We start from the raw sequence: 12,133 nt of genomic DNA, 5'->3' as shown, positions 1-12,133 counted from the left end.
TCGGACAACACCAGCGGCGGGGTGGGACGCCCGGTCCTCGGCATCCCACCACCCTACACCCACTTATGAGGCGAACTTGCGGCGCAGCACACTAGTGCTGCTCCGCGCAAGTTCGTGGAGGGGTGTGGGTCAGGCTGGCTGGTCGCCGAGGTAGAGGTAGCAGGCGCAGTCCAGGCAGTCCTCGGGGCTGCCGAAGGGCAGGCCAGTGGGCAGGAAGTTGTCCTCGTACTTGTCTCGGCTGGCCAGATACAGGGCGAAGCCCCAGGTATGCAGTACACCGGTGAAGCGCAGGCGGCACAGCGGAAGCTGGTCGCCGTCCTTCAGTTCGCCGCTCACGTAGGCGAATCCGGTCCGGAACCGGACATCGACGCAGGCCAGTTGCGGCCAGCGCTCCCTGGCCCGGGTGTTCAGGCGCTGGCGCAGATGGTCCTGCATGGACTCGGGCGGGTTCTTCGGCACGGCCCCCATCCTGCCCGGTGTGCCGACAACCCACCATGATCATCGGCCATGAACGTGTGCAACCGGGTGGGCAGGGCGGTCGCGGCGGTCGCGGTGACCTTGGACGACACCGCACGCAGGGCACTGGAACGGCTGTCCGTCTCAGCGAAGGCGCAGGTCCGCCAGGTCCTGCGGGCCCGGATCATCCTCGCGGCCGCGCACGGACACGCCAATGCCGAGATCGCACGCGACCTGGGCGTCGCGGTGAATACCGTGCGCAAGTGGCGCGGACGCTTCGCCCAGCACGGCACCGAGGGCCTCAAGGACGCAGAACGCACCGGCCGCCCCAAGGTCTACGACGACCGGGTGCGCGTGGCGATCGTGGCCGCCGCGACCAGCGCGCCGCCGCACCCAGCCGCGACCTGGACCCACCAGGCGCTCGCCGAACGGGTCGCGGGCACCGTCTTCACAGCCATATCGCCCTCCCAAGTCGGGCGAATCCTGGCGGACCTGGACCTCAAGCCGCACAAGGTCCGCGGCTGGCTCACCCGCCGTGACACCCCTGAGTTCTGGCAGCGCGCCGAGCACATCTGCGACCTGTACCCCAACCCACCCAAGGGCGCCGTGCTGCTGTCCATCGATGAGAAGACCACGATCGCCGCCCGCTCCCGCAAGCACCCCGGCCGCCCCGCTGCCCCGGGCAGGGTCGCCCGCCAGGAGTTCGAGTACGTCCGCCACGGCACTGCCTCCCTGGTCGCTGCCCTGGACGTGCGCACCGGCGAGGTCCTCACCGAGGTGATCACCCGCAACAACGCAGTGACCTTCACCGCCTTCCTCGACCGGATTGACGCACTGATCCCCGACGGCACGGACATCCACGTGGTGCTGGACAACGGCTCCTCCCACACCGCCAAGCACACCAAAGCCTGGTTCAAGGTCCACCCCCGCTGGACGGCGCACTTCACCCCGCCCCACGCCTCCTGGCTCAACCAGATCGAACTGGTCTTCTCGGCCCTGGCCCGCAGCGTCCTGCGACACGGCGACTTCACCAGCCGCGACGACCTCATCGACAAACTCGACAGCTACATCATCAACCGCGAACCCGCGAAGCCCTTCCGCTGGACCTACGACGGCACCCCACTCAAGGCCGCATGACCCTCAACCGAACAAACGCGGCGTGGGCACACAGGCCCAGACCGACCGACACCCCCCACGGTGTCGGCGTGATCGGCAGGCTAGCTTGAAACCGTGCGCTTCGCCTTCAAGACCACACCGCAGAACACCACTTGGGACTCCATGCTCGCGGTTTGGCGGGCGGCCGACGACATTGAGGTCTTCGAGTCCGGCTGGACCTCCGACCATTTCTACCCGACCCACGCCTCCGACCCCTCGATCCCCCGTCTGGAGGGCTGGACCACACTGACCGCACTTGCCCAGGCGACCAGGCGATTGCGGATGGGCACGCTGGTCACCGGCATTCACTACCGGCACCCAGCGGTGCTGGCCAACATGGTCGCCACGCTCGACATCATCTCCGGAGGCCGGCTGGAGCTCGGCATCGGATCCGGCTGGAACGAGCAGGAGTCCGATGCCTACGGCATTGAGCTGGGCACTCCCGCCCAGCGCAGTGACCGGTTCGAAGAAGCCTGCGAGGTGCTCACCGGGCTTCTCTCGCCGCAGGAGACCACCACGTTCAAGGGCCGTTACTACGAGCTGACCGACGCGCGGTGCGACCCCAAGCCCGTGCAGCAGCCGCACCCACCGATCTGCATCGGCGGCAGCGGCGAGAAGCGCACGCTCCGCACCGCGGCCCGCTTCGCCCAGCACTGGAACTTCGACAGCGGGACGCTCCAGCAGTTCCGCCGGGCGCGCGACGTACTGCACCAGCACTGCGCGGACATCAGTCGCGACCCGGCGGAGATCCTGCTGTCCAGCCAAGTGCAGTTCACCGGCGACCCGGCGGAGACCGCCGCAACCTGCGCGGCGCTCGGCGCAGCAGGAGCCGAACTCGCAATCGTCTACCTGCGGCCGCCATACACATCGACCGTGCTGGAGCCACTGGCGAGCGCGCTGTCGGAGCTGTCCTGAGACGCCTCGATCTGCCCGCCGCCGAGAAGCCCTTCCACCCGCCGGACCTACGACGGCACCCCACCCAAGACAGCCTGACCAACACCCCTCCACGAATTAGCGCGGAGCAGCACTAGCGAGCGACGACGGGCGCGGCCGCCGGCTTCCGGTCGGCGTCACCCTCGGCACCGAACGGGGTGCGCAGCCGGATCATCGCAGCCGGACTCACGTCGACGGCAGGTGTGTGGTCGAAAGGCGCATCTGCTGCCGGTGCTTCACGGAATGGACTTGAGTCATGCGCGGTCACACCAGTCAACAGCTGCTCCAAAGTTTGCGCGCCAACGCGCGACTCACCCGCTCGCATATGCAAGCCGGGTGCGGAAGGTGAGCGGGGGTGGATCCGGCCGCTCGCCGGGCAGCGTCGGATCCGTTTCGCTCCGCCCGCCAAACCCTAACCCAAAGCGACCATCGTGTACGGCTTGGGCCAAGGTGCGGGTAGAATGATCAAGGACTCCGCCGGTTCCGACCACGGCCTGCATTGTCGACCACCACGCTGCGAACGATCGGTCAGCGCCGGGCAGGGCGACCCGTTCCCACGTTGAAGACTTGTTGGCGGCACGCCGCCCCGCTTCGTGACGCCTCACGTGCGACGACGGCGCCGCATAGCGGACGACGCCACAGCGCCACGGGCGACCGGCCCGCCGCGTAGCGACGGCCGCGTGACCGCCAGCGCGGCGCCGAACAGGCTAACTGATCTGTTTAATGATCCTCAGTAATTGTAGGGTGATCATGTGGAATTTCTTCGACTTTCGAAGGCCGCGAGGCGTCTCGGTGTTCACCCCGTGACGCTTCGTCTTTGGCTGATTCGGGGAAGATTCAGGTGACGTGGGTCGGCCGTGAGCGCGGGTTCTCCTCGATTTGATGTCGAGGCGATGAAGGGTGTCCACCGGTGGTGAGCGGGTTCGTTTGGAGGGCCTGTACGTGCGCGTCTCTGGCTCCAGCGGGCAGGAGTCTTCGTTGGAGGCCCAGGAGAGCGAGCTGCGGGCCACCTCCAGTGGCGTGATCGTCAAGGTTTTCCGTGACCGGGCTTCGGGCCTGCGGGAGGACCGGCCCGGCCTCAACGGGCTGCTGCGGGCGGTTGCCGACGGGAGTGTCACAGTGGTCCGGGTGACGCATGAGCATCGGCTTGCACGGTTCGGTGTCGGCTGGCTCAAACACCTGCTCGCCGTGCACGGGGTCACCCTCGAGGTGCTCCATCCGAATAAGCTCGGCGGGCGCGAGGAGTTGCTGGAGGACTTTGTTTCGTTGGTCACGACGTTCGCTGGGCGCCTGTATGGGATGCGGTCGGCCGAGAATCGGCGTCGCCTGCTGGCCGAGTCCAGGCAATGCCAGGCCGGTGACCGGTGAGCCGGAAGCCGCCGCTCGCCGACGACCAGACCTCGCGTACCGCGTGCGCCCGCTGCCTTGTGCGCGCGGGCGTGGATGAGAAGACCGGTGAAGTCCTGTCTCAGGCTGTGCTTGTGCAGCGTGTCGGCTGGTGTGCCGACCTGGTGGCGGGCATGGTGGGCGCCCTGGTGGGCGAGTACTGGAACAGCGCAGATGTGCAGGTGTTGGCCTGCGGGCAGGACGCGGGTGGCCGCAGGTTGCCGTCGAACGCGTGGATGGCGCTGCGGCGGCTGGGTTGGACCGTCACCGCCCCGGAGGGTGTGAAGGTCAATGACCGGATCGTGCGGATGGCTCAGGAGCAGGCTGGGCGTGCTCTGCGTTCGGTGAAGTGGCGTGCTGATCTGACCGCCGGGGTACTGGCGACCTGGCCGGCCGATCCGCGCAAACGTACCCCGCAGGAGTGGGAGCAGGTTCGGGACTCGATTCCTGGCGGGAAGTATCTGCCGTCGAGCGTCATCAAGGGCCGCACCCGGCAGGCCGCCACGTTCCTTGCCGCGCATGGCCGCCTGCCCGTGGACGTGTTCGAACTGGAAAACAGCCCGGAGATCCCGCGGATGCTGCTGCTCGCCGCGTGCGACCGGCAGCAGGCCACCATCGAACGCAGCCAGACCGACCCGGGCAGGGCGCTGCTGCGCCTGCAGTTGCCCACCCGTCCAGATCCGCAGGCGTACCGGGACTGGACGTGGGTGCAGTGCCCTATCACGCTACCGCCCACGGTTCCCGCCTCGGCGGTGCTGCACCTGCCCACCCTCTGTGTCAGGGGCGGCAGGGTGCGCGCCGATGTCGCGTACACGCATGCCGTGCCGAAAGCCCGGCGCACCGGTCACAAGGTGGCGCTTGGTGTGGACTGGGGACTGAACACCCTGTTGTCCGCCGGAGCCCTGCGACTCCACCCGCAGGGGTGGATCACAGCTAAAGGGGCTGGTGGCCAGTTCCGGGCCGCTGGAGTCCTGGCCAAGCAGCACCGCCTGCGCCGTCACGGTGAGCGACTGCACGCCAAGGCCGACCACTACCAGCGGCTCATCGGCGTCGACTCGCAGCATCAACTCATCGGCAAGCTTGCCGTGCTGCGCGGCGAGATCCGGCATGTGTCCGAGCGCCGCCAGAACCTGAACGACGCGCTTGCGTGGGCTGCCGCCCGCTGGGCCGTGGACCAGGCGATCGCCGCCGACGCGACCGTGATCTATGTGGAAGACCTGCGGTCGATGGAAGCACGGGGCATGGGCCGCAGCATGAACACGCGCCTGTCCCAGCAGGTACGCGGAAAGATCACCGACCGCATGCGGCACCTCGCCGCCGAGACCGCTATCGCCGTGGTCACCGTCCCCGCCCGCCACACCTCCAAGCACTGCCCGCAGTGCCTGACCCGGCTGCAACATCGCAAAGCACCCGACAAGCCCACCACCCCGGGCTGGAAGTGGGCCATCTGCCCCAACCAATCCTGCCGCTGGCAGGGCGACCGCGACCACGGCGCCTCGCGGCGCATCGCCGCCCGCGGCCTCACCCACCAGGCCACCACCGTCACCGACCGCGGCAGCGGGGCCATGATGATCCGCTCGGTCGTGGACACGCTCGAAGCCACAGCCGTCGTCACCCCGACCACCAAGGCCAGCCGCACGGACCGGTCGAAGACCGGCCCCGCCCGGCCCCACCCCTCACGCCCCGCGCCCCGGCGACGCAGGGCACCCTCCCCCGCCAGACCTCACGGCCCGGCGGGTAAGCGTCCGGAGGGACACGCACCAACGGACCGGACAAGGCTGCCCCGCGCAGCCCACCGGCACCAGAGCGTGACCACGACCAGCACACCCACCACCGGCCACCGGCCACGAGGAGCAGCACTGGGCGCAGGATTCCACCTCCACGCCCACGCGACCCCACCACGATGGGAACGATCCCGGAAACCCAATCCGACTCAGGATCACTCAGCTGATCAGAGACGCTCGAAAAGGTCGCCGAACGAGTGCCGTGGAAAACACGTCCGCGCCGCAGGGCGTGGCAGCGTTCTCTTCCGGCACACGGGTTGGTAGCCGGCGCGGTCAGCGCTGACAGTCAAGACACAGCGGGGGCGGCGCGCCCGTGCTAGCGTGAACGGGTTGCAAGCTTTGGTTTGTCGCATCTTTCCCAGCGCCTGGTGGGTATCCAACCCGCCGGGCGCTTTTTGTTCTGCCGGTTCTTCCGGACGAGCAGCGGCGACCACCGGGGCCGTACGTGGCTCCATCAGCTACTCAGAGGAGAAGACATGGCATTCGGTACAGTCAAGTGGTTCAACGCGGACAAGGGGTTCGGCTTCATCACGCAGGACGGCGGCGGCGCCTGACGTCTTCGCCCACTTCTCCGCCATCTCATCGAGCGGGTTTCGCAGCCTGGACGAGAATCAGCGGGTCGAGTTCGACGTCGAGCAGGGCCAGAAGGGGCTTCAGGCCGCTAACATCCGTGCGGTCTGACGTTGGCTCCGCGGAGTCGTGGCGACGAGGCCTCGCTCGTCGCCACGGCGGCGGATGAGACCACGGACCGGCGAACACCGATCCGTTCCGACGCTGCGGTCGTGCCCGGCCTCGAACCGCTGGTGTTGTACGCGCTGTCCGCCCCCGAGTCCGCGCCCGGGACAGCCAGCATCGGTCGGCTCCGTCTGGCCCCGGTGCCGCTGGTGCCAGAGGTGCGACTGGTCATGGCCGAGGACGCGATCGTCCTCTGGGTCCGGCTCGAAGCCGAGGCGGGGCACGTCCTCCCGCCGCCGTTCTGGGCGTCGGCCTGGACCGGCGGGCAGGCTCTCGCGGGCTATATCCTCGATCACCTGGACACCGTGGCGGGTCGCCATGTCCTCGACGTCGCCTCCGGCTCCGGACTGGTCGCCATCGCCGCGGCGATCGCGGGCGCCGCCGGTGTCACCGCCAACGACATCGACCCCTACTCGATCGCGGCAATCAGTGCCAACGCCCACGCCAATGGCGTCGACCTGACCCTGTCGTCGTGTGACCTGCTTGACGGCGACGGTGACGGCGTGGATGTGGTGTTGACCGGTGAGGTGCTCTACCACCCGTCTGTGGCGGCCCGGATGCTGCCGTTCCTCGCCCGTGTCGGGGCGAAGGGCGGTCGGGTCCTCGTCGGCGATCCGGACCGGGGCCACGTGCCCCATGACTGGCTGGATCGGGTGGCGACCTACGAGGTGCCGGTGAGCAGCGCTCCGGAAGACGCGCAGCTTCACCTGACGAGCGTGCTCAAGCCACGACGCGAGCAGGTGGACGACCGGCGGGGCGGGGCCAGACAGTTGCAGGCGTGAAGCGCCGGACAACTCTCCTGGCCCCGGTCTGCAGAAGGTGCTGCGGCAGGCCCGGGGGTATGTTGTGGCTGGACGCCCCGAAGACCGATCGTAACGACCAGGTTTCGCGCCGCCGGCGCTCTACGGCCGATGGACTAGACGCACCGCCCTGACCGTTCAGCGTGTCTCCAGTCGGTGCCGTTCAGCAACGCGTCCGGCCGACGGCTCGCCTCGGGGTGGCCATGGACGAGTCCGACAGCATCCAGATTCATTGTGCGCGAAGAGAGCCGATACCGACGATGAAGATCGATAAGAGCAAGGTTCTTGAGGCCCTGCGCCACCGCGGCCAACACAGCCGGGCCGATTGGGTGGACCGAGAACTACCGGACCGCATCGACACCGCCCAGCACTCAGGAATACTCGCGACCCTCAATCTCGACCCGGCCGAATTCGCTGATCCACCGTCGTGACGACGCTGACCTCACGACACTTCCGGTGGCCGTCGTGTGCGGCCGGGTGACGGCTGATGCGAGCAACGGACGGGCAAAGCCGGTCCGGCGCACGTGACGCGCTGCCGAGGTGAGTGCATCCCGATGCCATCCCAAGCGCGAAACACTAGATTCATTCCATGTACTCGACCCAGGTATCCCAACATGTGAAGGCACCGCGCTCGGCCGTCTATCGGGCCCTGCTGGACCCGGCTGCGGTCGCCAAGTGGCGGGTGCCCACCGGCATGAGCGGCCACGTGCACGAGTTCGACGCGCGCGAGGGCGGCTCGTTGCGCGTCTCGCTCACCTACGAGGCGCCGGACAATACTGGCAAGTCGATGGCACACACCGACAGCTACCACGGCCACTTCGTGAAGATCGTGCCCGACAAGCAGGTGGTCGAGGTCGTCGAGTTCGAGACCGACGGCCCCGCGCTCCGCGGCGCGATGACCATGACCACGACGCTCACCGACGTGGACGGCGGCACCGAAGTCGTCGTCATGCATGACGGCATTCCGGACGCGATCCCGGCCGAAGACAACGAGACGGGTACGCGCATGGCCCTGGCGAACCTCGCCAGACTCGTCGAAGCGGGCTAACGCCATCCTGTGATGCCGCTGCCCGCGCGCTGGCCCCCACCGTCCATCGCGCCCGACAGCAAGGGGCGGATCAGCCTCCACCGGTCCGGCTCCTTCACGGATGACAGACCGGTATCAGTTCTCTGGTCCATGGGGACGCCGCGCGTGCGGGAAAATCGGGTTGGTCGCCCGCCGACGTCGGTCGTCCTTGGCGCAGGTGAGGCCGTGTATCAGTTTGACGCTGGGAGCCGCCACGAGGGGCTGCGCATTGTAGCTACGAGCACGAGGGTCCGACTCTTCCGTTTCCCCGATGGCTCCCGCGGGTGACCGTCCCCGATCCCCCTTTGCTCCTCAGAGGTTGTCATGGAAGAAGTCGATGAGCAGGAGCTACACGTCGAGCGGGTAGCCGCGCTTGATCTTGGCAAGGCGGTGTTGGAGGCGTGTGTGCGGGTGCCGCACGAGTCCAGGCCGGGCCGGCGGATGCAGGAGGTGCGGACCTACCCGACCACCACGGTGGCGTTGCTGCAGATGGCGGACTGGTCCCGCGTCTGGGGTGTGACCCGGGTGGTCATGGAAAGCACCAGCGACTACTGGAAAGGTGCCTACTACCTGTTGGAGGCGGCGGGCTTCGAGTGCTGGCTGGTCAACGCCCGGGACGTCAAGAACGTCCCGGGCCGAGCCAAGACCGACAAGCTCGATGTGGTGTGGCTGGCCAAGGTTGCCGAGCGGGGTATGTGCCGACCGTCGCTGGTGCAGCCCCGACCGATCCGGGAGTTACGCAACCTGACCCGGTACCGGCGTTCGCTGATCCGCGATCGCACCCGGGAGATGCAACGGGCGGAGAAGCTGCTCGAGGACGCCCAGATCAAGCTGTCCTCGGTGGTCAGTGAGCTGTTCGGGGTGACCGGGCGGCTGATCCTGGACGCGCTGGTCGCCGGGCAGCGCGACCCGAGGGTGCTCGCGCAGCTGGCCAAGGGCCGCCTCCGGCCGAAGATCACTCAGCTGCAGGAGGCGCTGCGCTGGTTCTTCACCGATCATCACGGCGCCATCCTGGCGATGATGCTTTCCAACATCGACCGGCTCACCGCCCAGATCGCCGCCCTGGACACGATGGTCGAGCAGGCGATCACCCCGTTCGCACATCAAGCACAGCAGTTGGCGCAGATCACCGGAGCCGGCCCCATCGCCGCGCAGGAGATCATCGCCGAAGTAGGCGTAGACATGGCCCGGTTCCCGTCCGCCGCCCACCTGGTGTCCTGGGCCAAGTTCTGCCCACAGACCCATGAGTCGGCCGGCAAGAAGAAGAACAAGGGCCGGGCCAAGGGCAACCCCTGGCTGGCCGCCACCCTGGGCGACATCGCCGCCACCGCTGCCCGCAGCGGCGCCGGCTTCCTCGGCGCCCGGCACCGACGCATCGCCCGACGCCGCGGGCCGCAGAAAGCGATTGTCGCCACCGGCAACTGCGTGCTGACCATCGTCTACCACCTGCTGTCCGACCGCACCGCCCAGTTCCACGACCTCGGCGCCGACTACTTCACCACCCGCATCGACAGGAACCGCCGGGCCCGCAGCCTGGCCGCCGCACTGCAAGCCGTCACCGGCCAGAAGATCACCATCCGGGATGGCCAAGCCATCATCGAAGCCCAAGCCGCGTAACCTCACCACGTCACGCAACGACAGCACTCCACATGGCACCCTATCGGGGCGCTGCCCCGACGCTGCCGCCTGCCCAAACGTTCGTTGATTTACGGGTCAGGACCTGGGTAACGGCCTCGTGTGGTACTGGCCCGACGCCTGGCCAGGGTCGACTAGCTGATCAGAACCGGCGGCGACGGCTGGGTGGAACTGATCGGCGTCTACCGTCGCCCGCTACGGGCGGGGCCGTTCGATCTTGGCCGCAGCTGCACATCCACATCAACCAGCGGTGCCGGGTGGTACGAATGTTTCAGAGGCTGGCAGAAGCGGCAGAAGCGGGGCGAACCGATGACGGGTGGTGCAGCCCGGCTGCTGCGGGGACCGGAGGAGCAGCGGGCGACGTTCCTGGACCTGTTCTTCGACCTGGTGTTTGTCTTCGCGCTCTTCCGGCTCTCGCAAGGGCTGCGGGACCATCTGAACTGGAGCGGCGCCCTCCAGACGCTGGTGCTGCTGCTCGCCCTGTGGTGGGTGTGGACCCAGTCGGCGGCGGTAGCCGACAGGTTCGACCCGTGGCAGCCCGCGATACGGCGGCTGGCCATCGGAGCCATGTTCGGCAGCTTGGTGCTGGCGGCCGCAGCGCCTGAGGCGTTCGGCGGACATGGCCTGGTCTTCGCCGGCGTGTACGTCGCCGTCCAGGTCGGCCGCAGCCTGTTTCTCGTGATCTTTACGTGGGGCGACGAGCGTCAGCGTCCCGAGGTGCGGGTGCTGTTCTGGTTCGGCGTGTCGGCGGTGCCGTGGATCGCGGGCGCTGTCGTGCGGGGCTGGCCGCGTGGGGTGCTGTGGGCGTTGGCCGTGGCCGTGGACTACGCGGTGCCCGGACTCGGCTGGCCCACGCCGAGGCTGGGCCGCGCCGGTGCGGCGGAGTTTGCGGTCTCGGGCGAGTTCCTGGCCGAGCGGCTTCGGCAGTTCTTCATCGTCGCGCTGGGCGAGCTGATTCTGGTGACGGGGTTGGGGCTCAGCAGCGGCGGCTTCGAGGCGGACCGCGGCGCGGCGGTCGTGGTGGCGTTCGCGACCACGGTGCTGCTGTGGTGGATCTACATCCACCGTGCCGGGGAGGTGTTGGGCGGGGCCGTCGCTGCGGCCCGTGATCCGCTCCGCGTTGCCGTGTCGGCGATATACGCCCACCTGGTCATGGTCGCCGGCATCGTCGCGATCTCCGTCGGCGTCGAGGTCGTCATCGCGCACCCGTTCGGGCACACACCACCGGCGTGGGTCGCCGTCATCCTCGGCGGACCCGCACTGTTCCTCACGGGACGGGCCATCTTCGAGTACGCGGTGTTCGGCCGGGTGTCCCGAGACCGCATGGCCGGGGTCCTCGTGCTCGCCGCCGTCTCGCCGGCAATGATCTTCCTGCCGCCGGTGCTGGTCGCCGCCGCCGCTGCTCTCGTCCTGGCCGGGATCGCCGTATCCGACGCAGCCCGTGCCCGAGGGCGCCCACCCGAGCCACCCTCACCACCTGGTTAGCCGGAAGCGTCACTCACGTCCCGAGGCTGTTCTGGGCATCAGCCGCCGCTGACGTGGCGGAGGACGGCCAGGACCCGGCGGTTGTCGCTATCCGAGGACGGCAAACCGAGTTTCGCGAAGATGTTCGCCACGTGCTTCTCCACGACTCCGGAGGTGATGACAAGAGCCGCCGCGATCCCGGCGTTGGATCGTCCCTCGGCCATCAGCGAAAGCACCTCACGCTCCCGGGGGGTCAGCGACGCCACCCCGGCCGTGTCCTGCCCGGCCCGCATGAGGTGGCCGACCACCTCCGGATCCAGTGCGGTGCCACCGGATGCCACCCGGGTGAGCGCGTCCACGAAATCGGCGACGTCGGCGACGCGGTCCTTGAGCAGGTATCCGACGCCGGTCGGCCGATCGGCGAGCAGGCGGGTCGCGTAGCGGGTCTCCACGTACTGGGAGAACACCAGCACACCGACGTCGGGATAGTCGCGTCGGATGTCGATCGCGGCGCGTAGTCCCTCGTCGGTGTGGGTCGGTGGCATCCGGATGTCGATGATGGCCACATTCGGTACGCTGGCGGCGATCGCGGACCGCAACGCATCTGCGTCGGCCACCGCCGCGCACACCTCGAAACCGCGGTCGGTGAGCAGCCGGACCAGCCCTTCGCGCATCATCGCGGCATCCTCCGCGATCACCACCCGCATGTCGTCGCCTCC

The 12,133-nt window shown here is 68.4% G+C and carries 11 protein-coding genes and 1 pseudogene; 10 read left to right on the top strand and 2 right to left on the bottom strand.

All coding sequences use genetic code 11. From position 1 onward, the window contains the following. Window positions 1-129: 129 nt before the first annotated feature. Window positions 130-459, bottom strand: coding sequence for a hypothetical protein (locus ACFYOS_RS33945; RefSeq protein ID WP_387150636.1), 330 nt, complete (start codon window positions 457-459; stop codon window positions 130-132). A gap of 48 nt (window positions 460-507) precedes the next feature. Between ACFYOS_RS33945 and ACFYOS_RS33940 the strand changes: the two genes are divergently transcribed. From ACFYOS_RS33940 to ACFYOS_RS33895, 10 genes and pseudogenes are all read left to right on the top strand, one after another. After that, complete coding sequence (locus tag ACFYOS_RS33940; protein ID WP_387150633.1) at window positions 508-1,593, top strand: IS630 family transposase; 1,086 nt, start codon at window positions 508-510, stop codon at window positions 1,591-1,593. 93 nt (window positions 1,594-1,686) lie between these two features. Continuing rightward, window positions 1,687-2,526 (top strand): LLM class F420-dependent oxidoreductase, encoded by an 840-nt coding sequence (locus tag ACFYOS_RS33935; protein WP_387150631.1) that lies wholly within the window; start codon window positions 1,687-1,689, stop codon window positions 2,524-2,526. Between the two features lie 918 nt (window positions 2,527-3,444). Continuing rightward, window positions 3,445-3,912, top strand: a complete 468-nt coding sequence (locus ACFYOS_RS33930; protein WP_387150628.1) for a recombinase family protein — start codon at window positions 3,445-3,447, stop codon at window positions 3,910-3,912. Further along, a complete protein-coding gene (locus tag ACFYOS_RS33925; RefSeq protein ID WP_387150625.1) occupies window positions 3,909-5,978 on the top strand; it encodes a zinc ribbon domain-containing protein in 2,070 nt (689 codons plus the stop codon). Before ACFYOS_RS33930 ends, ACFYOS_RS33925 begins: the two co-directional genes overlap by 4 nt. A gap of 212 nt (window positions 5,979-6,190) precedes the next feature. Continuing rightward, a pseudogene (locus ACFYOS_RS33920) lies at window positions 6,191-6,395 on the top strand (cold-shock protein). 224 nt (window positions 6,396-6,619) lie between these two features. Then, the gene (locus tag ACFYOS_RS33915; RefSeq protein ID WP_387150622.1) at window positions 6,620-7,231 is read left to right on the top strand and encodes a class I SAM-dependent methyltransferase; all 612 of its coding nucleotides are present in this window, start codon (window positions 6,620-6,622) and stop codon (window positions 7,229-7,231) included. A 221-nt stretch (window positions 7,232-7,452) separates the two neighbouring features. Then, on the top strand, window positions 7,453-7,680 hold the full coding sequence (locus ACFYOS_RS33910) for a hypothetical protein (protein ID WP_387150619.1): 228 nt from the start codon (window positions 7,453-7,455) through the stop codon (window positions 7,678-7,680). 158 nt (window positions 7,681-7,838) lie between these two features. Beyond that, complete coding sequence (locus ACFYOS_RS33905) at window positions 7,839-8,297, top strand: SRPBCC family protein (RefSeq protein WP_387150616.1); 459 nt, start codon at window positions 7,839-7,841, stop codon at window positions 8,295-8,297. A 342-nt stretch (window positions 8,298-8,639) separates the two neighbouring features. Next, window positions 8,640-9,932: an IS110 family transposase gene (locus ACFYOS_RS33900; protein WP_387150613.1), complete on the top strand. Its 1,293-nt coding sequence runs from the start codon at window positions 8,640-8,642 to the stop codon at window positions 9,930-9,932. Between the two features lie 327 nt (window positions 9,933-10,259). Then, a complete protein-coding gene (locus tag ACFYOS_RS33895) occupies window positions 10,260-11,435 on the top strand; it encodes a low temperature requirement protein A (RefSeq protein WP_387150610.1) in 1,176 nt (391 codons plus the stop codon). 38 nt (window positions 11,436-11,473) lie between these two features. On the opposite strand, the gene ACFYOS_RS33890 is transcribed toward ACFYOS_RS33895, so the two are convergent. Continuing rightward, window positions 11,474-12,121: a LuxR C-terminal-related transcriptional regulator gene (locus ACFYOS_RS33890; RefSeq protein ID WP_387150608.1), complete on the bottom strand. Its 648-nt coding sequence runs from the start codon at window positions 12,119-12,121 to the stop codon at window positions 11,474-11,476. Window positions 12,122-12,133 lie beyond the last annotated feature (12 nt).

Origin of the sequence: Micromonospora sp. NPDC005806 (genome assembly GCF_042871425.1) — a bacterium.
Taxonomy (GTDB): domain Bacteria; phylum Actinomycetota; class Actinomycetes; order Mycobacteriales; family Micromonosporaceae; genus Micromonospora.
Note: the sequence above shows the minus strand (reverse complement) of the source record. Positions and strands in the feature narration are given on the sequence as shown.

Bases quoted from the DNA above. Each gene is read 5' to 3' on its own strand.
- ACFYOS_RS33915 (WP_387150622.1), top strand. From the start codon at position 6,620: ATGGCCGAGGACGCGATCGTCCTCTGGGTCCGGCTCGAAGCCGAGGCG.
- ACFYOS_RS33900 (WP_387150613.1), top strand. From the start codon at position 8,640: ATGGAAGAAGTCGATGAGCAGGAGCTACACGTCGAGCGGGTAGCCGCG.
- ACFYOS_RS33895 (WP_387150610.1), top strand. From the start codon at position 10,260: ATGACGGGTGGTGCAGCCCGGCTGCTGCGGGGACCGGAGGAGCAGCGG.
- ACFYOS_RS33905 (WP_387150616.1), top strand. From the start codon at position 7,839: ATGTACTCGACCCAGGTATCCCAACATGTGAAGGCACCGCGCTCGGCC.
- ACFYOS_RS33890 (WP_387150608.1), bottom strand. From the start codon at position 12,121: ATGCGGGTGGTGATCGCGGAGGATGCCGCGATGATGCGCGAAGGGCTG.
- ACFYOS_RS33940 (WP_387150633.1), top strand. From the start codon at position 508: ATGAACGTGTGCAACCGGGTGGGCAGGGCGGTCGCGGCGGTCGCGGTG.
- ACFYOS_RS33910 (WP_387150619.1), top strand. From the start codon at position 7,453: ATGGACGAGTCCGACAGCATCCAGATTCATTGTGCGCGAAGAGAGCCG.